Annotated in this window: 26 protein-coding genes and 1 tRNA gene; 20 read left to right on the plus strand and 7 right to left on the minus strand. The window is 59.8% G+C overall.

The window, feature by feature from the left end; genetic code table 11:
• Positions 1-117 precede the first annotated feature (117 nt).
• The 13 genes from exeC to exeN all read left to right on the plus strand — a co-directional run bounded on the left by exeC (position 118) and on the right by exeN (position 11,660).
• The gene (exeC, locus tag BS300_RS08120) at positions 118-960 is read left to right on the plus strand and encodes a GspC family type II secretion system variant ExeC (protein WP_239693815.1); all 843 of its coding nucleotides are present in this window, start codon (positions 118-120) and stop codon (positions 958-960) included.
• Positions 961-982: 22 nt separating this feature from the next.
• Positions 983-3,031, plus strand: coding sequence for a GspD family T2SS secretin variant ExeD (gene exeD / locus BS300_RS08125; protein ID WP_071912055.1), 2,049 nt, complete (start codon positions 983-985; stop codon positions 3,029-3,031).
• Positions 3,031-4,536, plus strand: coding sequence for a type II secretion system ATPase GspE (gene gspE, locus BS300_RS08130; protein WP_071912057.1), 1,506 nt, complete (start codon positions 3,031-3,033; stop codon positions 4,534-4,536). The genes exeD and gspE overlap by 1 nt, the downstream gene beginning before the upstream one ends.
• 1 nt (position 4,537) lies before the next feature.
• The gene (gene exeF / locus BS300_RS08135; protein ID WP_042033052.1) at positions 4,538-5,758 is read left to right on the plus strand and encodes a GspF family T2SS innner membrane protein variant ExeF; all 1,221 of its coding nucleotides are present in this window, start codon (positions 4,538-4,540) and stop codon (positions 5,756-5,758) included.
• Positions 5,759-5,854: 96 nt separating this feature from the next.
• A complete protein-coding gene (exeG, locus tag BS300_RS08140) occupies positions 5,855-6,286 on the plus strand; it encodes a GspG family T2SS major pseudopilin variant ExeG (RefSeq protein WP_033113031.1) in 432 nt (143 codons plus the stop codon).
• 38 nt (positions 6,287-6,324) lie between these two features.
• Positions 6,325-6,450, plus strand: a complete 126-nt coding sequence (locus BS300_RS21540) for a hypothetical protein (RefSeq protein ID WP_275654996.1) — start codon at positions 6,325-6,327, stop codon at positions 6,448-6,450.
• Entirely contained in the window at positions 6,447-7,007 is a 561-nt protein-coding gene (gene exeH / locus BS300_RS08145) for a GspH family T2SS minor pseudopilin variant ExeH (RefSeq protein ID WP_071912059.1), read from the plus strand. The genes BS300_RS21540 and exeH overlap by 4 nt, the downstream gene beginning before the upstream one ends.
• On the plus strand, positions 7,004-7,363 hold the full coding sequence (exeI, locus tag BS300_RS08150; RefSeq protein WP_083593441.1) for a GspI family T2SS minor pseudopilin variant ExeI: 360 nt from the start codon (positions 7,004-7,006) through the stop codon (positions 7,361-7,363). Before exeH ends, exeI begins: the two co-directional genes overlap by 4 nt.
• Entirely contained in the window at positions 7,360-8,112 is a 753-nt protein-coding gene (gspJ, locus tag BS300_RS08155; RefSeq protein WP_071912061.1) for a type II secretion system minor pseudopilin GspJ, read from the plus strand. The genes exeI and gspJ overlap by 4 nt, the downstream gene beginning before the upstream one ends.
• Positions 8,102-9,109: a GspK family T2SS minor pseudopilin variant ExeK gene (exeK, locus tag BS300_RS08160; protein ID WP_083593444.1), complete on the plus strand. Its 1,008-nt coding sequence runs from the start codon at positions 8,102-8,104 to the stop codon at positions 9,107-9,109. Before gspJ ends, exeK begins: the two co-directional genes overlap by 11 nt.
• Before the next feature lie 114 nt (positions 9,110-9,223).
• Positions 9,224-10,408: a GspL family type II secretion system protein ExeL gene (gene exeL / locus BS300_RS08165; protein ID WP_143241745.1), complete on the plus strand. Its 1,185-nt coding sequence runs from the start codon at positions 9,224-9,226 to the stop codon at positions 10,406-10,408.
• Complete coding sequence (exeM, locus tag BS300_RS08170) at positions 10,405-10,896, plus strand: GspM family type II secretion system protein ExeM (RefSeq protein WP_041208225.1); 492 nt, start codon at positions 10,405-10,407, stop codon at positions 10,894-10,896. The genes exeL and exeM overlap by 4 nt, the downstream gene beginning before the upstream one ends.
• Entirely contained in the window at positions 10,893-11,660 is a 768-nt protein-coding gene (gene exeN, locus BS300_RS08175; protein ID WP_041208224.1) for a GspN family type II secretion system protein ExeN, read from the plus strand. Before exeM ends, exeN begins: the two co-directional genes overlap by 4 nt.
• A gap of 63 nt (positions 11,661-11,723) precedes the next feature.
• Here exeN and BS300_RS08180 read toward each other — a convergent pair whose 3' ends face one another.
• The 4 genes from BS300_RS08180 to BS300_RS08195 form a co-directional block, all read right to left on the minus strand.
• Positions 11,724-12,368, minus strand: coding sequence for a 3-keto-L-gulonate-6-phosphate decarboxylase UlaD (locus BS300_RS08180; RefSeq protein WP_071912065.1), 645 nt, complete (start codon positions 12,366-12,368; stop codon positions 11,724-11,726).
• Positions 12,369-12,493: 125 nt separating this feature from the next.
• Positions 12,494-13,186, minus strand: a complete 693-nt coding sequence (locus BS300_RS08185) for an L-ribulose-5-phosphate 4-epimerase (protein WP_042033037.1) — start codon at positions 13,184-13,186, stop codon at positions 12,494-12,496.
• A gap of 40 nt (positions 13,187-13,226) precedes the next feature.
• Positions 13,227-13,703 carry a PTS sugar transporter subunit IIA gene (locus tag BS300_RS08190; protein WP_071912067.1) on the minus strand — a complete coding sequence of 159 codons (477 nt, stop codon included), beginning with the start codon at positions 13,701-13,703 and terminating at the stop codon, positions 13,227-13,229.
• Between the two features lie 44 nt (positions 13,704-13,747).
• The gene (locus BS300_RS08195) at positions 13,748-15,499 is read right to left on the minus strand and encodes a PTS ascorbate-specific subunit IIBC (RefSeq protein WP_021229098.1); all 1,752 of its coding nucleotides are present in this window, start codon (positions 15,497-15,499) and stop codon (positions 13,748-13,750) included.
• Positions 15,500-16,011: 512 nt separating this feature from the next.
• Between BS300_RS08195 and ulaG the strand changes: the two genes are divergently transcribed.
• The 4 genes from ulaG (at position 16,012) to ulaR (ending at position 19,766) form a co-directional block, all read left to right on the plus strand.
• Positions 16,012-17,079 carry an L-ascorbate 6-phosphate lactonase gene (ulaG, locus tag BS300_RS08200; RefSeq protein WP_021229099.1) on the plus strand — a complete coding sequence of 356 codons (1,068 nt, stop codon included), beginning with the start codon at positions 16,012-16,014 and terminating at the stop codon, positions 17,077-17,079.
• Positions 17,080-17,198: 119 nt separating this feature from the next.
• On the plus strand, positions 17,199-18,023 hold the full coding sequence (locus BS300_RS08205; RefSeq protein ID WP_071912069.1) for a Cof-type HAD-IIB family hydrolase: 825 nt from the start codon (positions 17,199-17,201) through the stop codon (positions 18,021-18,023).
• Positions 18,024-18,037: 14 nt separating this feature from the next.
• A complete protein-coding gene (locus tag BS300_RS08210) occupies positions 18,038-18,910 on the plus strand; it encodes an L-ribulose-5-phosphate 3-epimerase (RefSeq protein ID WP_071912071.1) in 873 nt (290 codons plus the stop codon).
• Between the two features lie 97 nt (positions 18,911-19,007).
• Complete coding sequence (gene ulaR, locus BS300_RS08215; protein WP_021229102.1) at positions 19,008-19,766, plus strand: HTH-type transcriptional regulator UlaR; 759 nt, start codon at positions 19,008-19,010, stop codon at positions 19,764-19,766.
• A gap of 102 nt (positions 19,767-19,868) precedes the next feature.
• Here ulaR and BS300_RS08220 read toward each other — a convergent pair.
• A tRNA-Ser gene (locus tag BS300_RS08220) sits at positions 19,869-19,956 on the minus strand.
• A gap of 198 nt (positions 19,957-20,154) precedes the next feature.
• On the opposite strand from BS300_RS08220, the gene BS300_RS08225 reads away from it, so the two are divergent.
• The 3 genes from BS300_RS08225 to BS300_RS08235 all read left to right on the plus strand — a co-directional run bounded on the left by BS300_RS08225 (position 20,155) and on the right by BS300_RS08235 (position 23,504).
• Positions 20,155-20,811 carry a Bax inhibitor-1/YccA family protein gene (locus tag BS300_RS08225; protein ID WP_033113039.1) on the plus strand — a complete coding sequence of 219 codons (657 nt, stop codon included), beginning with the start codon at positions 20,155-20,157 and terminating at the stop codon, positions 20,809-20,811.
• Between the two features lie 164 nt (positions 20,812-20,975).
• Positions 20,976-23,129, plus strand: coding sequence for a YccS family putative transporter (yccS, locus tag BS300_RS08230; protein ID WP_071912074.1), 2,154 nt, complete (start codon positions 20,976-20,978; stop codon positions 23,127-23,129).
• 24 nt (positions 23,130-23,153) lie between these two features.
• A complete protein-coding gene (locus BS300_RS08235) occupies positions 23,154-23,504 on the plus strand; it encodes a TusE/DsrC/DsvC family sulfur relay protein (RefSeq protein WP_071912076.1) in 351 nt (116 codons plus the stop codon).
• Between the two features lie 113 nt (positions 23,505-23,617).
• On the opposite strand, the gene BS300_RS08240 is transcribed toward BS300_RS08235, so the two are convergent.
• Together BS300_RS08240 and BS300_RS08245 are read right to left on the minus strand one after the other, a co-directional pair.
• A complete protein-coding gene (locus BS300_RS08240; RefSeq protein ID WP_071912078.1) occupies positions 23,618-24,532 on the minus strand; it encodes a Gfo/Idh/MocA family oxidoreductase in 915 nt (304 codons plus the stop codon).
• A gap of 206 nt (positions 24,533-24,738) precedes the next feature.
• Entirely contained in the window at positions 24,739-25,125 is a 387-nt protein-coding gene (locus BS300_RS08245; protein WP_043849411.1) for a hypothetical protein, read from the minus strand.
• Positions 25,126-25,697 lie beyond the last annotated feature (572 nt).

A 25,697-nucleotide genomic window follows, 5' to 3' on the forward strand; every position in this document is an offset into this window, starting at 1 on the left:
TGCCGATTGCAACCGTTCGAACGTTGTGTCCAAACGGCTCGCCGTACACAATAGCCAGCTGCACCAAAGCCCGAAACAATGTTGACGAACATGACCCGACCATCCAGGGATGAGATCTTGATCAAGCTGCTGGCCCAGTGCCGGCGGCTTCCCATGGCCCGCATCACTAAGGCGGTCTTTCTGCTATTGCTGATCCTGCTGGCCCAGCAGTGTGCCAACCTCACCTGGCGTCTGCTCGCCCTGGCCACGCCCCAGAGCAGTCAGCCGTGGCAGCCCTCCGTCATTGCAACTGCGGGCCAAAGTGCTCCCCGTCTTGAACTCGGTGAAGTGAGCCGCCTCTCCCTGTTTGGCAAGGCTATCCCCAAGGCGCAACAGATCAAAGCGGTCGCCGCCAACGCACCGCGAACCCAGCTCAATGCCCAGCTCAACGGCGTGCTGGCCAGCTCCGATCCGGCCAAATCGATCGCCATCATCGCTATGTCGGGGATTCAGAACTCCTACAGCGTGGGGGATCTCATCGACGGTACCCAGGCACGGATCCGTCAGGTCTACCCCGACCGGGTCATCATAGAGCGCGATGGCCGCGACGAAACCCTGATGCTCGATGGCGAAGAGTACGGCAAGCCCCTGCCCCAACAAGGCGGTAACGCTCCGCTCTCCTCCGTGCGCAGCGAGCTGATGAGCGATCCCGGCAAGATCACCGATTACCTCAATATTTCACCGGTTCAGGTGGATGGCCGCCTGGCGGGCTATCGCCTCAATCCGGGCAACAATCCGGAACTCTTCAACCAGAGCGGGCTGCAGGCCAATGATCTGGCCATCAGCATCAACGGCCTGGATCTGCGTGACAACATGCAGGCCATGCAGGCGATGCAGCAGCTGGCTGGTGCTAACGAATTGACAGTGACCGTCGAGCGGCAGGGTGAACAGTTCGATGTCTATGTTCGCTTGTCAGAATAATGATTTTGGAGTCGTACCAAGAATGACCAATAAAGGGAAAGGCTGGCGTCTGGCCACCATAGCGGCGGCACTGATGATGGCAGGATCAGCCTGGGCCACCGAGTATTCGGCCAGCTTCAAGAACGCCGATATCGAAGAGTTCATCAACACGGTGGGCAAGAATCTCAACAAGACCATCATCATCGAGCCCTCGGTGCGCGGCAAGATCAACGTCCGCAGCTACGACCTGCTCAACGAGGAGCAGTACTACCAGTTCTTCCTGAGCGTGCTCGACGTCTACGGTTTTGCCGTGGTGCCGATGGATAACGGCGTGCTCAAGGTGTTGCGCTCGCGCGATGCCAAGACCTCCGCCATTCCGGTGGTGGATGGCAGCAATCCGGGCATGGGCGACGAGATGGTGACCCGGGTAGTACCGGTGCGCAACGTCTCGGTGCGCGAACTGGCCCCCCTGCTGCGCCAGCTCAACGATAACGCCGGTGGCGGCAACGTAGTGCACTACGAGCCCTCCAACGTGCTGCTCATCACCGGCCGTGCCGCCGTGGTAAACCGGCTGGTGGAGGTGGTCAACCGGGTCGACCGTGCTGGCGATCAGGATGTGGACATCATCAAGCTCAAGTTCGCCTCGGCTGGCGAAATCGTGCGGCTGGTGACCAATCTCAACAAGGATAACAACCCGCAAGGGGGCACCACCAGCCTGCTGCTGGCCCCCAAGGTGGTCGCCGACGAGCGCACCAACTCGGTGGTGGTGAGTGGCGAGCCAAAGGCACGCGCCCGCATCATCCAGATGGTACGCCAGCTCGACCGCGACCTGCAGAGCCAAGGCAACACCCGGGTCTTCTACCTCAAATATGGCAAGGCCAAGGATCTGGTGGATGTCCTCAAAGGGGTCAGCTCCAGCATCGAAGCGGACAAGAAGGGGGGCGGCAACGCGGCCTCCATGGGCGGTGGCGGCAGTATCGGCGGTGGCAAACTGGCCATCTCCGCCGACGAGACTACCAACGCGTTGGTCATCACCGCCCAGCCCGATGTGATGGCAGAACTGGAGCAGGTCATCGCCAAGCTCGATATTCGCCGCGCCCAGGTGCTGGTAGAGGCGATCATCGTCGAAATAGCCGATGGCGATGGCCTCAACCTCGGCGTCCAGTGGGGCAATGCCAATGGTGGTGGTACCCAGTTTACCAACACCGGCCTGCCGATCGGTGGCGCCATCGCGGCAGGCAAGGATTACCAGAACGGCAATACTGCCGCCGCCAGTAAACTTCTGGAAAACTTTAACGGTATGGCTGCCGGCTTCTATCACGGCGACTGGGCCATGCTGGCCACGGCGCTCGCCTCCAATACCAAGAACGATATTCTCTCCACGCCGAGCATTGTCACCATGGACAACAAGGAGGCATCGTTCAACGTAGGCCAGGAGGTGCCTGTCCAGACCGGTTCACAGAGCTCGACCTCTGGCGACAACATCTTCAACACCATCGAGCGCAAGACGGTCGGCACCAAGCTGGTGGTCACCCCCCAGATCAACGAAGGGGATTCGGTTCTACTCACAATAGAGCAGGAGGTATCCAGCGTGGCAACCAAGCCTGCAGAAGGCACCTCTACCCTTGGCCCCACCTTCGATACCCGCACCGTGAAAAACGCCGTGCTGGTCAAAAGTGGCGAGACAGTCGTTCTGGGTGGCCTGATGGATGAGAAGACCAGCGAGAACGTGTCAAAAGTGCCGCTGCTCGGTGATATTCCTGTGCTGGGTTACCTGTTCCGCTCCACCTCCAACAGCACCTCGAAACGCAACCTGATGGTCTTTATCCGGCCCACCATCTTGCGCGATGCCGACGTCTACTCCGGCATCTCCAGCAACAAGTACTCCCTGTTCCGTGCCGAACAGCTGGATGCGGCCGCCCAGGAGGGTTATCTCACCTCGCCCAAACGCCAGGTACTGCCGGCTTATGGTCAGGATGTAATGATGTCGCCCGAGCTGCAAAAGGAAGTACAAAAGCAGGTTGAACAGATGAAGGTTCGCCAGCAGAGCGCTGTAGAAAGCACCACCCCCTTTGTGCAGAGCCGCCCCTGATGAGTGCCTATCATCTCGACGGGAGCAGCCTGCCTCCCCCGCTGCCCGAGCTCCCCTTTGCGTTTGCCCGCAACTTCGGGGTGATCCTCAGCGAGCGTGACGGCGCACCAGTGCTGCAGTGCCGTACCGGCGTGACGCCGCAGACCCTGCTGGAAGTTCGCCGGGTGGCAGGCTGTGCCTTTGCGGTGGAGCAACTTGACAACGACGCCTTTGAAGAGCTGCTGATGGCCCACTATCAGCGCGACTCCTCCGAGGCGCGCCAGCTGATGGAAGATCTCGGCAACGAGATGGACTTCTTCGCCCTGGCCGAAGAGCTGCCCCAGAGCGAAGATCTGCTGGACGCCGATGACGATGCCCCCATCATTCGCCTCATCAACGCCATGTTGAGCGAAGCGATCAAGGAGGAGGCCTCCGATATCCATATCGAGACTTTCGAGCGGGCGCTGGTGATCCGGTTTCGCATCGATGGGGTGCTGCGGGAGATCCTGCGCCCCCATCGCAAGCTGGCCTCACTCCTGGTCTCGCGGATCAAGGTCATGTCGCGGATGGACATCGCCGAGAAGCGGGTACCGCAGGATGGCCGCATCTCGTTGCGCATCGGCGGCCGCGCCGTCGATGTGCGGGTCTCCACCATGCCGTCCAGCTACGGCGAGCGGGTGGTACTGCGTCTGCTCGACAAGAACACCATTCGCCTCGAGCTCAAGCAGCTCGGCATGACGGCGCGCAACCGCAGCATCATCAGCGAGCTTATCCGCAAGCCCCACGGCATCATTCTGGTCACCGGCCCGACCGGTTCCGGTAAATCCACCACCCTCTATGCGGCGCTCTCCGAGATCAACTCGCGGGATCGCAACATTTTGACGGTGGAAGATCCCATCGAATATGACCTCGAAGGAGTGGGCCAGACCCAGGTAAACAGCAAGGTAGACATGACCTTCGCCCGCGGCCTGCGCGCCATTTTGCGTCAAGACCCGGATGTGGTGATGGTGGGGGAAATTCGAGATCTGGAGACCGCCCAGATCGCGGTGCAGGCATCGCTCACCGGTCATCTGGTGATGTCGACCCTGCACACCAACACCGCCATCGGCGCCATCACCCGGATGCGGGACATGGGGATCGAGCCCTTCCTGCTCTCCTCATCGCTCTTGGCGGTACTGGCCCAGCGGCTGGTGCGCACCCTCTGCCCCGATTGCCGCACATCGCGTCCGGCCACCGAGCAGGAGCGCCTCTCCATGGGGATCAAACTGGAGCCGGATCAGCATATCTGGCATGCGGTGGGCTGCGAGCAGTGCAACCACACCGGTTATCGCGGTCGAACCGGTATCCACGAACTGGTGGTGGTCGATGAGGCGGTGCGCGAGGCGATCCACGGCGCCAGCGGCGAGATGGCCATCGAGCGGCTGATCCGCGGCCACACCCCCAGTATTCGCCGCGACGGCATCGACAAGGTACTCAAGGGGCAAACCAGCCTCGAAGAGGTGCTACGCGTGACCCGGGAAGATTGAGATGGCGGCATTCGAATACAAGGCCCTCGACGGCAAGGGTCGCAGCAAGAGTGGTGTGATGGAGGGGGATTCCGCCCGTCAGGTACGCCAGCTGCTGCGCGAGCAGGGGCTCACCCCGCTCGAGGTAAACGAGACCACCGAGAAGGCGAAACGGGAGGCGACCCGCTTCGCCCTGTTTCGTCGTGGCGCCTCCACTGCCGAGCTGGCCCTGATCACCCGCCAGCTGGCGACTCTGGTGGGGGCCGGTCTCACCATTGAAGAGGCGCTCAAGGCGGTGGCCGAGCAGTGCGAAAAGGCGCACTTGCGCTCTCTGGTGGCGACCGTGCGCAGCAAGGTGGTGGAAGGGTATTCGCTGGCAGACTCGCTGGGGGCTTTTCCCCACGTGTTCGATCAGCTGTTTCGCTCCATGGTGGCGGCCGGTGAAAAATCGGGCCATCTGGAGAAGGTGCTCAACCGCCTCGCCGACTACACCGAGCAGCGCCAGCATATGCGGACCAAGCTGCTGCAGGCGATGATCTACCCCATCGTGCTTACCTGCGTCGCCATCGGGGTTATCTCGATCCTGCTTACCGCGGTGGTGCCCAAGGTGGTGGCCCAGTTTGAACACATGGGCCAGCAGCTGCCGGGCACCACCCGTTTTCTCATCGGTACCAGCGAGCTGATGCAAGCCTACGGCCTCTGGTTCCTGCTGCTGCTCTTTATCGCCAGCTTTGTCTGGCGCTGGTGGCTCACCGACGAGAAGCGCCGCCGGCGCTGGCATCAGGTGCTGCTCGGCCTGCCGGTGATTGGCCGGGTCAGCCGGGGTCTCAACACCGCCCGCTTCGCCCGCACCTTGAGCATCCTCAACGCCAGCGCGGTGCCGCTGCTGGAAGGGATGAAGATCGCCGGTGAAGTACTCTCCAACGACTTTGCCAGAATGCGCATTCTCGAGGCCGCCGAACGGGTGCGCGAGGGGACCAGTCTGCGCAAGTCGCTGACCGAGACCAAGATTTTCCCGCCCATGATGCTGCACATGATCGCCTCTGGCGAACAGAGCGGCGAGCTCGACAGCATGCTGGAGCGGGCGGCAGACAACCAGGATCGGGAGTTTGAATCCCAGGTCAATATCGCCCTCGGGGTGTTCGAACCCATGCTGGTGGTCTCCATGGCCGGGGTGGTGCTGTTTATTGTGATGTCGATCCTGCAGCCGATCCTCGAGCTCAACAACATGGTGAATATGTAAGTTTCCGGCGTTCGGCGACCCGTTGGCGGCCCGTCGAACCCACCCAGTAATCACTCTCTGATGGGCTATCCCATCTCATTCGTTACGGAGCAACTCATGAACAAACGTCGTCAATCCGGTTTTACCCTGCTGGAAGTTATGGTGGTCATCGTGATCTTGGGCATTCTGGCCAGTCTGGTGGTGCCCAACCTGATGGGCAACAAGGAGAAAGCCGACCAGCAGAAAGCGGTCTCCGATATCGTGGCGCTGGAAAATGCCCTCGACATGTACAAGCTGGACAACAACCGCTACCCGACCACCGAGCAGGGTCTGGAAGCACTGGTGACCAAACCCTCCATCGACCCGGCGCCGCGCAGCTACCGCGATGGCGGCTACATCAAGCGCCTGCCGCAAGATCCCTGGGGCAACCAGTATCAGCTGCTGAGCCCGGGCCAGTACGGCAAGATCGACATCTTCTCCATGGGTCAGGATGGCGAAGCCGGTACCGATGACGACATCGGCAACTGGAACCTGAAGGATTTCCAATAAGTGATGCTTCCTCACCGCACTCATTGTGAGCTGACTGCATGAAGTCCGCTTTCTCCTCTCACCGCCAATCCGGCTTTACCCTGCTGGAAGTGTTGTTGCGTGGTGCCGCCATGCTGATGGCGTTGCACGATGTCGCAGAAGCTCCCTCAAGGGCTGAGCAATGAAACATACTCGCCAAGCTGGCTTTACCCTGCTGGAAGTGTTGCTGGTCGCCATGCTGATGGGGCTGGTGGCTACCGCCGTCACCCTCAGCATGGGTGGCGCAAAAGGTGACAGGGAGATCGACAAGCAGGCGCGCCGCCTGATGGCAACCCTGCAGCTGGCGCAGGAGTACGCGGTGATGGATGGCCGGCTGGTGGGCATTCGCGTCGAGGAGAATGGCTGGCAGTTTATGCAGCGTCAGGCCAAGGATCGCAAGTGGCTAGCCCTGACCGGTGACAAGCAGCTGGGTCAGGTGCAACTACCGGAGAACATGGTGCTGACCCTTGAGCTGGAGGGATTTGGCTGGCAGCCCGATCCCGATGAAGAGCGCGAGAAGAAGCGGGATGACAAGGAGCGCACCCCGCAGCTCCTTATCTTCCCCGGTGGCGAGCTGACTCCCTTTACCCTCACCTTTAGCCAGCAGGATGACGAGGTGCGCTACACCCGCATCGTCAAGGGGGATGAGTTCGGCCGCCTCACCCTGCTCACCGGCGATGAGGATGAAGAGGTGACAGAGTGAACGCCCGCGGTATGACACTACTCGAAGTCATGGTCGCACTGGCCGTCTTTGCCATCGCGGGTCTCGCGGTGATGAAGACCGCCAGCGAGCACCTCTCGGCCCTCAACTATCTGGAAGAGAAGACCCTCGCCACCTGGGTGGTGGAGAACCAGCTGGTGCAGCAGAAGCTCGAGAACAAGTGGCCCGGCGACAGCTGGATGGAAGGGGATGAGCAGATGGCCGGGCAGACCTGGTACTGGCGCTATCGCGGGGTCGCGACCAGCGACAGCAACTTCAAGGCGCTCGATATGGAAGTACGCACCGAGGCCAAGGCCGAAAACCCGATCGCCATGATGCGGACCTATATCAACCGATGATCCCGAGCAACACCCACCCTTCCCGTCACCGTGGTTTTACCCTGCTGGAGATGCTGGTGGCCATCGCCATCTTCGCCACCCTCAGCATGGGCGCCTATCAGGTGCTGCAGGGGGTGCTCACCAGCGACGAGGTAGCCAAGCGCAAGGAGGCCCGCCTCTCCGAGTTGCAGCTCGCCTTCACCCTGCTGGAGCGGGATGTCACCCAGATGGTGCCGCGCAGCGGCCGCATCGAGGGAGAGAACAACAAGGTGCTGCTGGCCGCCTCCCGTTTTGGCCAGCAGAGCGATGACTGGGGCATGGCCTTTATGCGCAGCGGCTGGCTCAACCCGGACGGCATGCTGCCCCGCTCCCATCTGCAGCGGGTCGGCTGGCGGCTCAAGGATCAGAAGCTGGAACGCCTCAGCTACCTCTATCCGGATCCGGTGATCGGCACCGAGCCGCGCACCCAGCCGCTTCTGACCGGCGTCACCGCCTTTCGCCTCTACTTCTACGACAAGGGAAGCTGGAAGGAGGAGTGGACCCAGCGCAGCGTGCTCCCCTACGGGCTCGCGGTCGAGCTGGATCTGGAGGATTACGGCACCATTCGCCGGCAATTTCTGATTGGCGCCGGCGGCCAGCGCGCCGAAGAGAACAGCCAGAGCAATAACCCCGATTCGGGCAGCGGCAGCAATAACGGTAACAACAGCAATAACAGCGGTGGCAACAGTAATGGCGGCAACCAGAACGGGGGGGGCACCAATGCGAACTAACCCTGTACGCCCCGGCCGCCAGAGCGGTATGGCCCTGCTGGTGGTGCTGCTGATCCTCTCGGTGATGGTGATCATCGCCAGCAACATGAGCGGCCGTCTGCAGCTGGAGCTGCGCCGCACCAGCAATGTCACCGCCGGCAAGCAAGCCTGGTGGTATGCCCTCTCGGCGGAGGCGCTGGTAAGCAAGGTGCTGGCGCAGGATTTCAAGGATGATCCCGAGGTGGTGAGCCTCGGCCAGAACTGGGCCCGCAAGAACACGGTGTTTCCGGTCGATGATGGCCAGCTCAAGGGCGAGGTGACCGACCTGCAATCCTGCTTCAACCTCAACAGCCTGAGCGTACCCAATCAGGCGGGCAACAACGGGGAAGAACTGGAGCAGCAACCTTATCCGGTGCAGGTGTTTCGCGCCCTGCTCAAGGAGCTGGCGATGGATGATTACGAGGCGGCCCAGCTCACCGATGCCATTCGCGACTGGACAGACAAGGATACGGTGCTGGTCTCCAGTCTCGGCGCCGAGGATGCCTACTACGAGGGACTCAAGCCTCCCTACCTCACCGCCAACCAGTGGATGCTGGGCAAGGATGAATTGCGGGCGGTGCGCGGCGTAACGACCAGGGTCTATGCCAAACTGGCCCCCTATGTCTGCGCGCTGCCCAATGACAAACTGAAGATCAATATCAACACCCTGCTGCCGGAACGCCCCGAGCTGCTGGCAGCCCTCTATCTGGGCAAGATTGGCAGCGATGACGCCAAGCGGGTACTGACCGAACGGCCAAAGAAGGGGTGGAAAGATAGCAAGCAGATGACGGATCAGCTGCCCGCGCCTCTTGAGAGCGTCAAGGGGCTTAAAGAGGCGCTGGTGGTCAAGAGCGACTTTTTCGAGGCCCGCGTGGTTGCCGAGGTCGGCGACAACCGCGCCTGGCTGGAGAGCATCTTCCAGCGGGGCAAGGATAACAAGCTGGTCATGCTGCGCCGCCTCAATAGTGGCGCCGAATAAACAAGTGCTGACGGGAGCGACTCCCGACAGGGCAAACATTGGATGCAGCCTGCGGGCTGCGCACCGGTTGCGTTGGCGTGGCCCGCGCGAACCGGTATCGCAGGAGAGAGATGCGTGAGCGAGAGTCTGGTCATCCGTCTGGGGACCACCAAACAACAACCGGTCGCCTGGCTGGTCTGGTCGAGTCAGGAGCAGGAGATCATCGCCTCCGGCGAGCTCCCCTCAGCTGACGCGCTGGGCGAGCTGCAGGAGCGCGCTGGCGGCCGCCCCGTGGTCACCCTGGTGCCGGGCAGCGATCTGATCTTCCGCCGCGTCACCCTGCCGGGGCGCTACAACCGCCAGTCGGCGGCGGCCCTACCCTATCTGCTTGAAGAACAGATCGCCTCCGACGTGGATGAGCTGCATCTGGTGGTGCTGGCCCACGACGGCCCGCAGGTCGATCTGATGGCGGTGGATCGCCAGAAGATGGCCGAGTGGCTCGGCTGGCTCGAGGCTGCCGGCCTTAGAAGTCAGCAACTGCTGCCCGATGTGCTGGCACTGCCGCAGGCGGCTGATGGCTGGTCTGCCCTGCAGCTCGGCGCCGAGTGGCTGATCCGCCAGAACGCCTGTCAGGGGATCGTGTCCGACGAGTCGCTGCTGGCCATCTTGCTGGCCGCCGAAGCCGACCCCGTTACCATTCACAGCCATACCCCGGCGCCCGCCATTGCCGCCGCCAACTGGCTGCCGGCCGAGCCCGAGCTCCCCATGCTGCTGCTGGCCAAGGGGGCCCTCACCTGCCGCGCCAACCTGCTTACCGGCCCCTATCGGCCACAGACCGAATATGCCCGCTACTGGTTGCAGTGGCGCAAGGTGGCCATTACCGCCGCGCTCTTGCTGCTGGTGGCACTCGTCCAGCGCGGTGTCCAGCTGCATCAGCTGGCGGAGCAGGACAAGGCGCTCAAGGCGGAGATCCGTCAGGTCTACAGCCGCATCTTCCCTAACGAAAGCCGCATCGTGAACGTGCGCAGCCAGATGACCCAGCACCTGCGGCTGATGGGTCAGGCGCCGCAGAACGGCATGCTGCTGATGCTCACCGAACTGGCCCCCACCTTTGCCGAAGTACCCGGTCTCAAGCCGCAGGTAATGCGCTTTGATGCCAGCCGCCGCGAGCTGCGGCTGCAGGTGACCGCCCCCGGCTTTGCCGAGATAGAGCGGTTCCGCGAGCTGGCGGGCAAGCGCTTCGAGGTGCAGCAGGGCGAGGTGCGCAGCACCGAGGGCAAGGTTGAAGGGGCACTGGTGCTCAAGGGTAAATCATCATGATGGAAAAATTGCAGAGCTGGTGGCAAGGCATCACTGCACGGGAACAACGACTGGTGGTGGCAGGCAGCATCCTGCTGCTGGTCGGCCTCTTCTACTGGAGCGTCTGGCATCCTCTCGACAACCGCATCGCCGAGCGCGAACGTCAGGTGCAAAACCAGCAACAGACCCTCGCCTGGCTCAAGGAGAAGGGGGAAGAGGTGCTGGCCATGCAGGGCGGTCAGGGTCGCCAGATAGACACCAGCGGCACCCTTGAGGGGGTCGTCAACCGTACTGCCTTTAACCACAAGATCAAGATTGCCCGCCTGCAACCACAGGGGCAGGAGCTGCAAGTGTGGATCGATACGGTTCCATTCGATGATCTGCTGCTCTGGCTCGCCACTCTGGTGGAGCAGCACGGCATTCAGGTTCAAATCATCGAGCTGGCCCGCGAGGAGCTGGCGCCGGGTCTGGTCAAGGTCAGACGTTTGCAGTTGAGTCGTCCCCAATGAAAAAACGCATCCTGATTGCCAGCCTGTTTCTGGCAGCCTACTTCGTCTTCCTGTTGGCGACCCTGCCTGCGGCGCTGGTGGTGCGCTATCTGCCGCTGCCCGCCAACGTTGCCAGCCTGCTGAAGATGGAAGGAGTGAGCGGCACCCTGTGGAGCGGCCAGATCGCCCGGCTGCAATATGCCAGCGAATCCATCAGCCAGCTGCGCTGGGATCTCAATGGCTGGTCACTGCTACGCTTCGCCCCCGAAGTGGCCATTCGCTTTGGCGAGCGCAACGGCCTCAACGGTCAGGGCGTTGTCGGCTGGAATGGTGCCGCCTTCGGCCGCGACCTGACCCTCAATGCCCCGGCCCCCTGGGTAATGGCGCGCATCCCGCTGCCACTCCCCTTCCCGGTCACCCTCACCGGTCAGCTGCAACTCAAGGTGGATCAGTTTGCCCAGGGCAATCCCTGGTGTGACAACCTCTACGGCAACCTCGACTGGTACAACGCCAGCGCCGATACCCCGGCGGGCAAGCTGGATCTGGCTGATCCCGAGGTGAAACTCACCTGCCTCGACTCCAGACTGGTTGCCGAGCTCAAGCAGGGCTCCGATGCGGTACAGACCAGCGGTCGCCTCGAGCTGCAACCCAATGGCCAATACCTGTTTCAGGGCAGCCTGAAACCGGGCCCGGCCCTGCCAGAGCAGATGCAGCAGGGGCTCCCCTTCCTCGGCCAGCCCGACAGTCAGGGCCGCTTCCCCCTGCGCTATCAGGGGCGGATCTAACCCCTTCAACAACAAGGCCCCGGGGTATTTCCGGGGCCTTTATTCGCTAATAACCTGCTCCTGTTACCAATATTTGTTTATCTCGCGGCGTAACGCTTCGGCGGTTGCCTGACCGCTTTCCGATGCCAATGCCCGCCCAGCGATAAAGGTCTTGGCCCGGATCCCTTCAAACAGATGGATATCTTCCGGTACGATACCGCCGGTGATCGACAGCTCCAGCCCCAGCTCGGAGAGCGCGCGCATCTTGCTCAAATCGGCCTGGGTCCAGCTGACCCCGGCCAGCTCGGCATCCCGCGAGCGGTGATAGATAGCCTGGGTGATCCCCATATCGGCCCACTGTTTGGCATCATCCAGCGTCCAGTTGCCATAGATCTCGATCTGGATCTCCCCACCAAACTCGTCCGCGACTTTCTTGCAGGCAGCAATGGTTGCAACGTGTGCGGCAGCCGATACCGTGATCCAGTCAGCTCCGGCCGAGAAGGCCATGCGAGCCAAAATGGCACCACCGTCTGTGGTCTTCATATCACACACGATAATGTGATCAGGATGACGCTCGCGCATGGTGCGTACCGCAGACATCCCTTCTGCAAAAGCGAGAATAGTGCCGACCTCGATCACCTCGACATAACTGGCGACGCGATCGGCAATATCCACGGCGGTAGCAAGATCGGTAGAATCCAGAGCAATCTGTAACATGGGTTTGGTCATACTATATTTCCTCAATTTAAAACCTTGGCAGAATGGATTGGCCCATTGATTTAAGGTCGATAAAGGGCCGTAACCTGACGTCACTAACATAAATAGATGGGCAATTTAAATAACGGGTCAACTAATTAGCGCTGGCCGTAATAGGCATTCTCACCATGTTTTCTGAAATAGTGTTTGTCAGACAACTCCTGCGCAATATGGATGGCCGGATTCAATGCTCTGGTTGCCAGCGCCATGGTGGCAACCTCTTCCAGCACCAGCGCATTGTGCACCGCATCCACCGCACTCTTGCCCCAGCAAAACGGGGCATGACCGGTAATGACCACGCCTGGCAAGGCCTGCGGATCCAGCGCCCGTCGCTGAAATTCTTCGACAATGACCTTGCCGGTATTTTTTTCATAGTCAACGCGAATTTCATCTTCGGTCAGCGGACGGGTGCAGGGAATATCGCCATAGAAATAATCGGCATGGGTGGTACCCAAGGCGGGAATATCCATTCCCGCTTGCGCCCAAATAGTGCCATGACGGGAGTGGGTGTGCACAATACCGGAAATACCTTTAAACGCTTTATATAAAACCAGATGGGTTGCGGTATCACTGGACGGGGATAAATGCCCATCGACGATCTGGCCAGCCAAATCAACCACCACGATATCGTCAACGGTCATATTGTCGTAAGAAACCCCCGACGGCTTGATGGCCACCACGCCCAAGCTGCGATCTATCTGGGATACGTTGCCCCATGTCAGGGTAACCAGACCGTATCGGGGCAACAGCAGGTTGGCCTCCAGTACCGCCTCTTTCAATGAGTTGTACATTTCGTTCTCCTGGGCCCCTTGCGGGGCCGCGTTGGGTGCCTCAGACCACTTGCGCCAGCGCCTGATCAATGACGTTGAATACATCTGCCGTGCTCTGGCACGCTCGCAGCTTGTCGAGGTTGATCCCGCTCTCGCTGTTTTCATCCTCCAGCACCTGAGTCACCTCCATCAGCCCCTCCATGTGTTCATCCGAGGTGCTGCCCGCCAGCGTCACCAACACGTCCACCGGCTCCTCTTCCCCCTCAAACTTCACCGGCGTGGTCAGGGTGACCAGTGCAAACGCCGTGCGATTGACTCCATCCTCCGGCCTCGCATGGGGCATCGCGAATTGGGGGGCAATCACGATATAGGGCCCCATCTTTTCAATGCTGCCGATGATTGCGTCATGGTAACGCGGCTCCACGGCACCGGAGCGGATCAGCATGTCGGTGCCCAGCTTGATGGCGCTGCGCCAGTCGCTGGCGGCCGCATTGAGCAATACAGAGTTGTTTTCCATCAGAGATTGTTTGAATTTCATCTTGTTCTCCTTGCCCGCGGCCACATGCCGCGAGGCTCATCGGCTTAATTTGCAAAGTTGTTCTTGATGATGCCCAGCAGTTCATCACCAAACGAATTGGGGTTGAGCATGTTCTGCACGCCCAGCACGAATTTGCCCTCACCGGGGCTCATCTCGCCGGCCAGATGCTTGGAAGAGACGATGATGTCGGTGGTCTGCAGCTTGGTTTTGTAATCGGCCACGGCGCAGGAGTCCATGATATGGGGCACGCCACGCTGTTCGAGAAACTTGCCGATCTTCATCTTCATCATCATGGATGAGCCCTGACCATTGCCGCATACCGCCAGGATCCGCACTGCATGTCCCCCTTTGGCACTCTCGACTGGCGAGGCTGGCTGATCGGCCGCTTCTTCTGCCACGGCGGCACTCGGGACAGCCATATCCTCTTCCATCCGCAGGGTGCGGGAAGCGAAGTACATATAGAGCCCGGCGCCAGCCAGTAACACCACGAAGAACAGGGAAGATAACGAGAGGCCCTGCATGATCACCGGGAATACCAGCGCCCAGTCAGCCATCCCCATCCAGCCGTTGAAGCTGGTGCCATTGACCGCGAACAGGTGGATAGCCCAGGCAGAGCCAAGCACCTCGATGATCCCCATGACGAAGCAGATCTTCATCACTGCGCGCCAGCCGCCAAAGTGGTTGGCGAACACCCCTATGGTGGCGTTGGAGAAGAACATGGGAATGAAGCCCGGGATAATCATGATGGGCGCCTGGAATGCAAGCAGGGCAAGCACAGCAAGAAACTGACCGATAGCCCCCCACATGAAGCCAAAGACCATGGCATTCGGCGAGTAGGCGTAGATGGCGGCACAATCGATTGCCAGGACGGCGTTGGGAATGACCCGTTCGGAGATCCCCTTGAAGGCCTCGGAGAGTTCGGCAACGAACATCCGCACTCCCACCACGATGACCTGAATGGCGACCGCAAACTTGAGACCAGTTTCGAGAATGTAGATGGACCAGTGAGTCTGACCCGCCATCTGTTGCAGATTATCGAGGCCAAACGAGAGCAGGATGATACCGAAGAAGATGGTCATCACGATGGCGGTCGCCGTGATGCTGTCGTGGAAAATGTGCAGCCACTTTGGCAGCTTCAGGTGATCGACGCTCTCTTCCTTGTTGCCCAGTTTCGGCGCCACCTTGGTGGCAATCCAGGAGGCGACCTGTTGCTGGTGACCGATGGAGAACCCCGCTCCGCCGGTTACTTCCTGAGTCGGCTTGAACATGATGTTGGAGGAGATCCCCCAATAGAGCGCCATGATAACGGCGGAATAGAGGATGGTTTCCCACATCGAGGCCCCCATCACCATATAGAAGACCGCGATCAGACCCACCTGCTGAAACATGATGTGGCCGGTCAGCATGATGGTGCGGATCCCGGTATAGCGCCGCAGCAACACCAGCAGAATATTGAGGGCAAGGGCCAGCAATACCGCATAGCCGACCCAGGAGTAGTTCTCTCCCATGGTTTCCATGGTCGCCATCATGGTGGTGTAGGGATCAATCACTGAACCGGTGAGGTGATGATATTCCGCAATTTTGTCCACCACCGGCTTGAAGCCTGCCACCAGCGTACTGGCGCCCACCTGCACCAGCATGAAACCAACGATGGTCTTCACGGTGCCCTTGACGACCGTCGTGCCATCCTGCTTGAGCAACAGGTAGCCAATACAGGTCACCAGCCCCAACAGCAGGGGTGCCTTGGTCATCACCTGACTGTAAAAGATGTAAAAAGCGTTGTAGAGGGTTTCCATATTTATGCTCCGTCCAGATGAGGACAACTCATGGCTATTGGATTGGTGCGGACATCTCACCATTCATATGGGCATTGCTTTACCTGACGCCCCGCGAGCAGATTCAACTGCCACCACTCACTATCAAACCCAAAATAATCATACATAATCACATTGTGATTTATTGTGATGAAGATCGAGGTCGGGAGAATCTCTTTTTTCCACCATCTGGATGTGAAATTTCGGTTAAAAGGGTACTCAAAGCTGCATGAAAGGATTCAAAGAATCCCTGAAAATAGGCAACAAATAAGTAAACCCAATAAATACAACCACTTAAAAACATGCTCACCTCTTGATTGTGATATGCCGCAATTAATCTCACAAAACAATCACCACAATCATTGATAATCACAAAAGTGAATAATATAGTCACAACCAATCAAAGCAAATCACTGGCTCGCAACCATGCAAGTCATGTCATCACCCGATGAATCACCACTGTGTGAACCATCCAAATCAGAAAGGTATGTGAGATGAGCAAGATTGAAGAAATCACCCGTGAATCGTGGATCCTCAGCACCTTCCCCGAGTGGGGCACCTGGCTGAATGAAGAGATTGAGCAGGAAGAGGTCAAACCGAATACCTTCGCCATGTGGTGGCTGGGTTGCACCGGTATCTGGCTGAAGTCTGCCGGCAATACCAACATCTCCATCGACTTCTGGTGCGGCACGGGCAAGCGAACCCATGGCAATCCCTACATGAACAAGCAGCACCAGATGATGCGGATGGGGGGCGTGCGCAAGCTGCAACCCAACCTGAGAACCTCACCTTTCGTGCTCGATCCTTTCGGGATTAAAGATATCGATGCAGTGCTCGCTACCCACGATCATGCCGACCATATCGACGTCAATGTGGCGGCTGCCGTGCTGCAAAACTGTGGGGAGCATGTGAAGTTCATCGGCCCGAAAGCCTGTGTCGACCTCTGGTTGCGCTGGGGGGTGCCTGCCGAGCGTTGCGTGGTAGCCCGCGTAGGTGACGAGATCCCGGTGGGCGATATCGTGATCCAGGTACTCGATGCCTTTGACCGTACCGCGCTGGTCACCCTGCCGGCGGGGGTCTCCTCCACCGACAAGAGCATTCTGGATGGCATGGATGATCGGGCAGTGAACTATCTGGTCAAGACATCCGGGGGCAACCTCTACCACTCGGGTGATTCTCACTACTCCAACTACTACGCCAAGCATGGCAATGACTACCAGATCGATGTGGCGCTGCTCTCTTATGGCGAGAACCCCCGCGGCGTGACCGACAAGATGACCTCATCAGACATCTTGCGGGCCGGGGAGTCCCTCAACACCAAGGTGGTGATCCCGTTCCACCACGATATCTGGGCCAACTTCCAAAGCGATCCCCGCGAGATCGAAGTGCTCTGGAACATGAAAAAGGATCGCCTCGGCTATCGCTTCAGCCCCTTCTTCTGGCAAGTCGGTGGCAAATACACCTTCCCGACCGACCAGAGCAAGCTGCACTACCAGCACCCGCGCGGGTTCGATGACATCTTCATCGACGAGCCGGAGCTGCCTTACAAATCTTTCCTGTAAGCACGCCCTGTCAGACGTCGGGTAATACGAGGGAGGGTGATGGAGATGGGCCAGCAAGGCGTCATCTCAATCCCCCCCTCTATTACCCCTACCTCACCGGATAACAAGAAGATCAGACGATGCGCTATCACGCCCTGGCCCTCGATCTCGATGGCACCACCCTGACCAGTGCTCACACCATCATGCCGGCCGTCAAAGAGGCCATCATGAGGATCAAGGAGCAGGCCACCGTCATGCTGGTCACCGGCAGACACCACACGGCAGCCCACCCCTATCACCACGAACTGGGGCTGACCACTCCCATCATCTGCTGCAACGGCACCTACGTTTACGACTACGACCGGCGCGCCGTGCTGGCAGAGAACGCCATTCCCCATGCGCTGGCACAGCGCTTTATCGCGCTGGCAAGGGAGCACCGGCTCAACCTCGTCATGTATGTCACTGACCGCATGGTCTACTCCGCTCATCAGCCGGTGCGCTACGTGGCGGCCCTGCAGCAGTGGGCCAGCGGCTTTGCGCCGCCGATCCAGCCGCAGGTAGCCAGCGTTGACTCGTTTGAAGAGGTGCTGGCCAACAGCAGCCATGTCTGGAAATTCGTGGCCGAGGGAGAGATCGCCGCCATTCAGGCCTTCTCACATCACCCCTGGGTACGCGAACACTTCAGTGGCGAGCAGTCATGGACCAATCGGGTCGATTTTGCCCGCCGCGGCAACAGCAAGGGAGCGCGACTGCAGGATTATCTGGACCAGCAAGGGATCAGCCCGGCGCGACTGGTCGCCATCGGCGACAACCACAACGACACCTCCATGCTCTGCCTCGCAGGGATGGGCATCGCCATGGCCAATGCCGAGCAGGAGGTCAAACAGATGGCCAACCGGGTCACCTGCGAGAGCAACGACGAGGGCGGGATCCTCGAGGTATTGAACCGCTATTTCCCTATCTGAATGCAGGAGCTTGTATGCACCACTTTGACCATGCCTTACGCCTCGGCCTTTATGAAAAAGCGATGCCCTCTGCACTGGAGTGGCAAGAGAAAATTCTGTCGACCAAGGAGCTTGGCTTTGATTTCATCGAGATATCCATTGATGAATCAGATGAAAAACTGCAACGGCTCGACTGGTCAGATAGCGAAATCTATCGGCTCAGACGCCTGTGCGAGCAGCACAGCTTGCCGTTGCACTCCATGTGCCTGAGCGCCCATCGCCGCTTTCCGTTTGGTTCGCAGGATCCGACCATCCGCGCGCAGGCGGCCATCATCATGGAAAAAGCGATCAATCTGGCATACAAGCTCGGCATTCGCTGCATCCAGCTGGCGGGCTACGACGTCTATTACGAACCGCAAAGCGACGAGACCCACCGCCACTTCATCGACGGGATGAAGGCGGCAGCCAAAATGGCGGAACGGGCAGGCATCATGCTGGGTGTGGAGATCATGGATACCCCCTATCTCAACTCCCTCAGCAAATTCGAGGTGCTGAAAAAGCAGATCCCCTCCCCCTACTTCATGGCCTATCCGGATGTCGGCAATATCACCGGCTGGAACTATGACACCTGCACCGAGCTGCAATTGAGTGCAGACCATATCGTGCAGATCCACCTCAAAGACACCCGCAAGGTAACGGCCAGTTGCAGCGGGCAGTTCCGTGATCTGGTCATTGGCGAAGGAGAGGTCGACTTTGCCGCCATTTTCCATACTCTGGCAAAAATCGGTTACAACGGCCCCCTGGTGTTGGAGATGTGGGCCAAAGATGAAGCGTGGGCCAGCAACCTGAAAACGGCCAAGGGGCGACTGGTCGAACACGCTCGGCAAGCCGGTCTGGCGATCGCATGAACGCCCATTATCAGAAGAGTAAACAAGGTTGCTGTCATCGACACCCATGCGCGATATAATCACCACCCAATCAGATTCAATCATCATCAGGCATGATATGACAGAAGCACATCGCCATAACGCCATTTTGGAACTGCTCAATCAGAAACGTCATCTGTCGGTCAACAGCATAATGCAAGCCTTTGATATTTCTCCGGCCACTGCGCGCCGCGATATCAACAAGCTCAATGACTCCGGCAAGCTGCGCAAGGTGCGCAACGGGGCCGAAGCCCTGATGCAGGCCAGAAAGGCCCACTGGTCTCCTCTCGACAGCAATGAAAGCCTCAATCACAGCGAAAAGGTGCGCATCGCCCAGGCGGCAGCTGCGCTGATCAAACCGGGGGAAAGCGCGGTCATCAACTGTGGCTCCACCGCCTTCGTGCTGGGTCAGGAGATCTGCGGGCAGGATGTTCAGGTCATCACCAACTACTTCCCGCTCGCCAACTACCTGATCGAGAATGACCATGACGGCGTCGTGATCATCGGCGGTCAATACAACAAGTCACAATCCATCACCCTGGCACCGCAGGACGAGATCTCCTCCCTCTATGCCGGGCACTGGATGTTTACCAGCGGCAAAGGTGTCACCGCAGATGGTCTCTACAAGATGGATATGCTGACCGCGATGGCGGAGCAGAAGATGCTCAACCACGTCGGCCGACTGGTGGTACTGGCCGACAGCAGCAAGGTGGGACAACGGGCAGGCATGCTGTTTTGCGCCGCCAGCAAGATCGACATTCTGATCACCGGCAAGGATGCGGATAAAGAGGTTATCGAGCAGATCAAAGCCAAAAATGTGCAGGTCATTCTGGTGTGACCGGATGAGGAGCGGGAGAGGCATGATGCACCACCCTCTCCCGTCAAAAACCAGATACAAAAAAGCCCAAGCGGGTGACCGCTTGGGCTTTCTCTTTGAATATGGCGGAGGAGGTGGGATTTGAACCCACGGATGGTCGCCCATCGCCGGTTTTCAAGACCGGTGCATTCAGCCGCTCTGCCACCCCTCCGAACGGCGAGCATACTACGTCAAGCGCTTGTTCATATGCAATACATATTTCCTGTGGGATAGTGTGCGGGAGCAAAATGGCAGGTGGCTTGAAATTGTTCCTCGTCATCCCTATTTGTTCTTCATAGAATGCTTAGGCTTTAAGTGATGACGAGACGGCCGCTCGCCGCCTCAACAGGACACCAAGAGGACACCCAAGATGGATACCCGTTCTATCTACACCGGCACCCAGAGTGCCGCACGCGATACCAACAAGGTGCTGCGTAACACCTATATGCTGCTCTCCCTCACCCTCGGCTTCTCTGCCGTGGTGGCGGGCATCGCGACCGTGATGAACATGCCGCCGCTGCACTGGGCCATCTTCCTCATCGGCGTATACGGTCTGATGTTCCTGACCGAGAAGAACCGCAACAACAGCATGGGCCTGGTATTCACCTTCGCCCTGACCGGTCTGCTGGGCTATAGCCTGGGCCCCATCATCAACATGTACATGAACAATGGTGGTGGCGAGATCGTGATGACCGCCCTTGGCGGCACCGCGCTCACCTTCTTCGGTCTGTCGGCCTACGCCCTGACTACCAAGCGTGACCTCTCTTTCATCGGCGGTATGCTGTTCGTCGGTTTCTGGGTACTGCTGGTGGCCATGATTGCCAACATCTTCCTGCAGATGAGCGCCCTGAGCCTGGCGCTGTCCGCCATGTTCATGCTCTTCTCCTCCGGGGCAATCCTGCTGACTACCCAGCAGATCGTGCGCGGCGGCGAGACCAACTACATCTCCGCCACCGTCACCCTGTATGTCTCCATCTACAACATTTTCCTGAGCCTGCTGAGCCTGCTTGGCGGCAACCGCAACTAATCAAAAACCCCGCTTCGGCGGGGTTTTTATTGGCTCCTGTTTCTGTCAGGATAAGTTGCAAATCAAGGATATGATGCGAAGCGGCCCTGATCCAAATCAGGGCCGCTTCTCGCTTGGCGGGGTAACATCCTGCCCTCGTTTCGTTCAAGGGTTGTTCCTGTTTCATGCCGATGGATCTCTCTGGCCTGCTGCGCCGACTGCTGACCGATAGTCACATCTACTTCGCACTCAAGGTGCTGCTGGCCATTCTCGGTCTGCTTGCCTTCACCCTGGCCACAGGCAATATCCAGCTCACCGTGCTGCTCTCCCTCGGGGTAGTGGCGGGCGCCATCGCCGAAACCGACGACAGCCTGTGGGGACGGCTCAAAAACCTCGCCATGACGCTCATCTGCTTCATATTCGCGTCCCTGTGCGTGCAGTATCTCTACCCCACCCCCTGGCTGTTTGCCATCGGGCTGGCCAGCTCCACCTTTATCTTCGTGATGGTGGGGGCGCTCGGCGCCCGCTACGCCACCATCAGCTTCGGCTCGCTGCTCATCGCCATCTACACCATGCTGGGGGCCGCCAAGGCGCCGGATCTCTTCTACCAGCCGCTGGCCCTAGGCGCCGGCGCCCTCTGGTACGGGCTGGTCTCGTTTATCTGGCTCTGGCTGCTGCCCTACAAAACCCTGCACGAGCAGCTGGCCCAGAGCTACTTCGCCCTTGGCCGCTACCTGCTGGAAAAATCCCGCTTCTTCCCGGCAGACGAGCACGGCGCTCAGGCCATTCGCCACAATCTGGCCCAGCTCAACATCAATCTGGTGAGCGCGCTGACCCTCACCAAATCGGCCCTCAACGCCCGCCTGAGCCGCCGCCATCCGGCCAGCCCCGAGCTTGCCAGCCTGCTGCGTCTCTACCTGCTGGCGCTGGAAATTCACGAACGTGCCACCTCCAGCCACTACCCCTACAGCCGGCTGGAAGCAGAGCTCAAGCAGGGCATCGTACTGGAAGGATTTCAGGAGGTGTTCCTGCAGCTCTCCGAAGCGTGCCAGCGGCTCGGTTACGCCATTCTGGTCCACAAGCCCTACGCCCATAACAAGCGCATTCACTGGACACTGGAGGCCCTCGGCGATCAGCTGGAGTTCACCAATCTCAAGCAGCACTACCCGAAAACCCTGCTGACGCCGATGAAGTTCCTGCGCCGCAATCTGGCCAGCATCAACCAGCTGCTCGGCAGCGCCGAAGTGCTGCAAAACCCCGAGCAGCCGGAGCAGGAGCTGCCCGCGCTGGCGCGCCCGCCACGCCTGCCACTGCTGACCCAGCTCAAGCAGCACCTCACCTTGCACTCCATGGTGTTTCGCCATGCGCTGCGCCTCTCCTTGGGGCTGGTGATCGGCTACGGCATACTGCAAGCCTTTGATCTGGAAAAGGGCTACTGGATTTTGCTGACCGTGCTGTTTGTCTGCCAGCCCAGCTACAGCGCCACCCGCCGCCGACTGGTGCAGCGGATGCTCGGCACCTTCGCCGGCATTCTGGTGGGCATTCCGGTGCTCTGGCTCTTCCCCGAGCTGCACGTTCAGCTGGTGGTGATGGGGCTGGCCGCCTTCCTGTTTTTCACCCAGGTGCGCAACAACTACAGCGCCGCGGTCTGCTTTATCACCCTCTACGTGCTGATGGCGTTCAACCTGCTCGATGGCATCGGCTTTGCGATCCTCGGGCCGCGGCTGCTCGATACCCTGCTCGGCTGCCTGATCTCTTACGGACTGGTGGCCTGGCTCTGGCCGGACTGGCAGTACAAGCGGCTGCCGACCCTGATCGCCAACTCGCTCTCGGCCAATGCCTGCTACCTCTCGGCGGTGCTGGCGAGCCTCAAGCAGCAGCGGGACGAGTCCATCGACTATCGGGTGGCGCGCAAGAGCGCCCATCTGGCGGACAGCGAGCTGGCCACCGCCTGGCAGAGCATGCTGGTGGAGCCGCAAAAGCGCCGCCGCTTCCTCGATCTCTGCTTTACCCTCACCTGGCGCAACCACGCCCTGCTCTCCTACATCTCGGCGCTGGGGGCCCATCGCGACAAACTGGAGGCCATCAGCGGGCTGGATGAGGTGCGCCACCACATCTGCCACACCCTGGAGCAGGCCGCCGGTCATCTGGCGGGCAACCCCTCCAGCTCCATCGGAGGTCAGTGCCCCATCATTAGCGCAGACAGCAGCGAGGAGCAGCTGATGCTGACCCAGCAGCTCAACCTGATCAGCGAGCTGGCGGATCAGCTGCTGCATCTGGCCAACGAGAGCCGGTTGCTCACCGGGGATCAAGGCGCTACCATGCCCGCCCAATCCTGATAGCCCCATTAGCGAGGAGCCCTCATGTCTGCGTCCGAAAAACATCAGCTGGAATTCAACGGCCAACTCATCGAGACCGATGCCAAGGGCTACCTGCTCAACAGCAGCGACTGGAGCGAGGAGCTGGCGCTGGTGCTGGCCGCGCAGGAGGGGATCGAGCTGGAGGAGCCGCACTGGGAAGTGGTGCGCTTTGTGCGCGCCTTCTATCTGGAGTTCAACACCTCCCCCGCCATCCGCGCGCTGGTCAAGGCGATGGAGAAGCAGTACGGCCCCGAGAAGGGCAACAGCCGCTACCTCTACAAGCTGTTCCCGGAAGGACCCGCCAAGCAGGCGACCAAGATTGGTGGCCTGCCCAAACCGGTGAAGTGCATCTGATCCCATGCATCTCATCCCATAACAACGGGGGGCCGCAACTGCGGCCCCCCGTTGTGTTTGGTGCGCTACCTTCGCGCACCTCGTATTCACATCCCTCAGGCTTCCAGCCAGCCTTATCCCCGCTTGTCAGCCAGCACCACCAACTGCTCTGCCAGCCGGTGACCGTGCAGGTAGGTGGCGATCAGCTCGCTATCCGCCTTGCCCGATTCAATCTGCTGATACCAGTGCTCCAGCATGGCGGCAAAGCCGCGCTGGGCCAGCACCGGCTGCCAGTCGTTGGGGCCAAGCATCTGTGCCTGCTTGTCGCGGGCGATGCTGCCGCGGGTACAGTTCTCAAGGTGCAGGGAGAGGTTGTCGCCATAGGCATCGATACGCTCCTCGGTGATCCCGGCGCTGCGGTTCATACTGCCGCTGATGGCGCGATCGCCGCTCTGCCAGCTGACGCTTACCCCGGCCAACAGGCTGTTGTCCTTCGCACAGGGGCGCAATACCGCATGAAAGTCGCCGCCCGGCACGCCGCCATAGAAACAGAGGCTGTCGAGCACATGGATAAAGTCGTCGAACATAAAATCCCGCGCCTTGCCCGGCAGGGCGAAGCGGTGTTTCTGCCAGTTCAGCTCGGTGAGCGGCCGGGCGCGGGCCTCGGCCATGGCGGGCAGATAGCGGCGGTTAAAGCCGGTAAAGAGGGCGCAATCTTGCGCGATGGCGAGGTTGGCCAGCGCCTCGGCCTCGGCCAGATTGTCGCACAGGGGCTTGTCGACAAAGGTGGGGATCCCTGCGCGCAGGCACTGCTCGGCCAGCTCGCGGTGCACGGCGGTGGCGGCGTGGATCATCACGGCATCGGGGCGGCTGGCCAGCAGGGCCGCCACATCGGTAAAGCACTCGGCGACCCGATACTGGCGGGCCAGCTTTTCCAGCACCGCTGGATTGCGGGTGCAGAGCAGCGGGGTGACCCGCTCATCGCTGGCAAGCAGCGGCAGATAGGCTTTTTGGGCGATATCCCCCAGACCAATCATGGCAATGCGCATGACAACTCCTTGTTTTATCTGGCAAGCGTGTGAAGGGTTGCGGCAACGACTCTTGCGGCAACCCGGCAATGCAAACTGGCGGACAGGGTAACACTCCCCTCTCGCCGCCTCCATTAGCGGTACCAAAAACAGCAGGGGCGACCCGCTGGTCGCCCCTGTCGATTCATCCCTTGCCTCTCCGGCCAGCCAATGGCGGCCTGCGGGCATCAGCCCCGTGACAGCCCCTTGAGGGACTGGCAGTCGTAGTAGGTGATGCGCGGCTTGTCGTTGTAGTTAAGATCGATCACCCCGAACAGCATCTTCTGCGCCGGCAGATAGATGTGAACGTAGTTGGCCTGCTTGGCGTCGGCGACCTTGAGACTCTCCTGACTGTTGTTCATGTAGGAGTTGAGCATGCCGGCGGTGCTGTAGCGCTCCAGCAGGTTCATTGGCATCTCTTCGTTGTGCTTGAGGGTGCAGTTGTTCTCCGGCTTGGGCGGGAACTGACCAATAACCACTTTGCGCCCTTCCGGGCTGGTCTTGTCAACAGAGGTCATGCTGCCGGCACAGGCCGTCAGCAGCAGAGCGGGCAATAACAGAAACAGTTTTTTCATGGAACCTGAACTCACAAAATGAGGCCATCCCGGCCCGGGTTTTCGCCGCAGTGGTGGCCGGAGCGTCTGCCGCCAGCCTCACCGCCGTCGCTTGTTATATAGGTCTCGCCGAGGCGAGTGGCGCGCATCTTCACACCCCGCCCGTCGATATTCAATCACTATTCAATCAATAGGACGGGAAGAGTGTAACCAGATATTTCATGGGGTTATCCAGCCTGCGCCGGACGCGCTTTGCCGCCCTTTTCAGCCAACCAGCCGATCGGCGCAAGCCCCCATCCTTGCTGGCCTTGGGCCGACGCCCCTTGCCTCTTTTGTCCGCTGTTATCCGGTGATCGGGGGGATGGTTTGCTGCGCCCCTCCCCCTTGGGTTTACCCATGCCAAGAACCAATCGTTTCACCTATGTAACGCTTTAATGGATTTATGTTTCACCTGCGCAAAAATCAGGGTTGGGCTACCAGCAGGGGTCAAAAGGTCGGAGTGGGCAGCACTCGCCCGATCCACTCGCAAGTAATGGGTAGAAACAAGAAAGGTTGCGAGGTGATGCCCGGCTTCCAGCCAATAGTCGGCAAAC

Source organism: Aeromonas sp. SCS5 (genome assembly GCF_001887375.1).
Lineage (GTDB): Bacteria > Pseudomonadota > Gammaproteobacteria > Enterobacterales > Aeromonadaceae > Aeromonas > Aeromonas jandaei.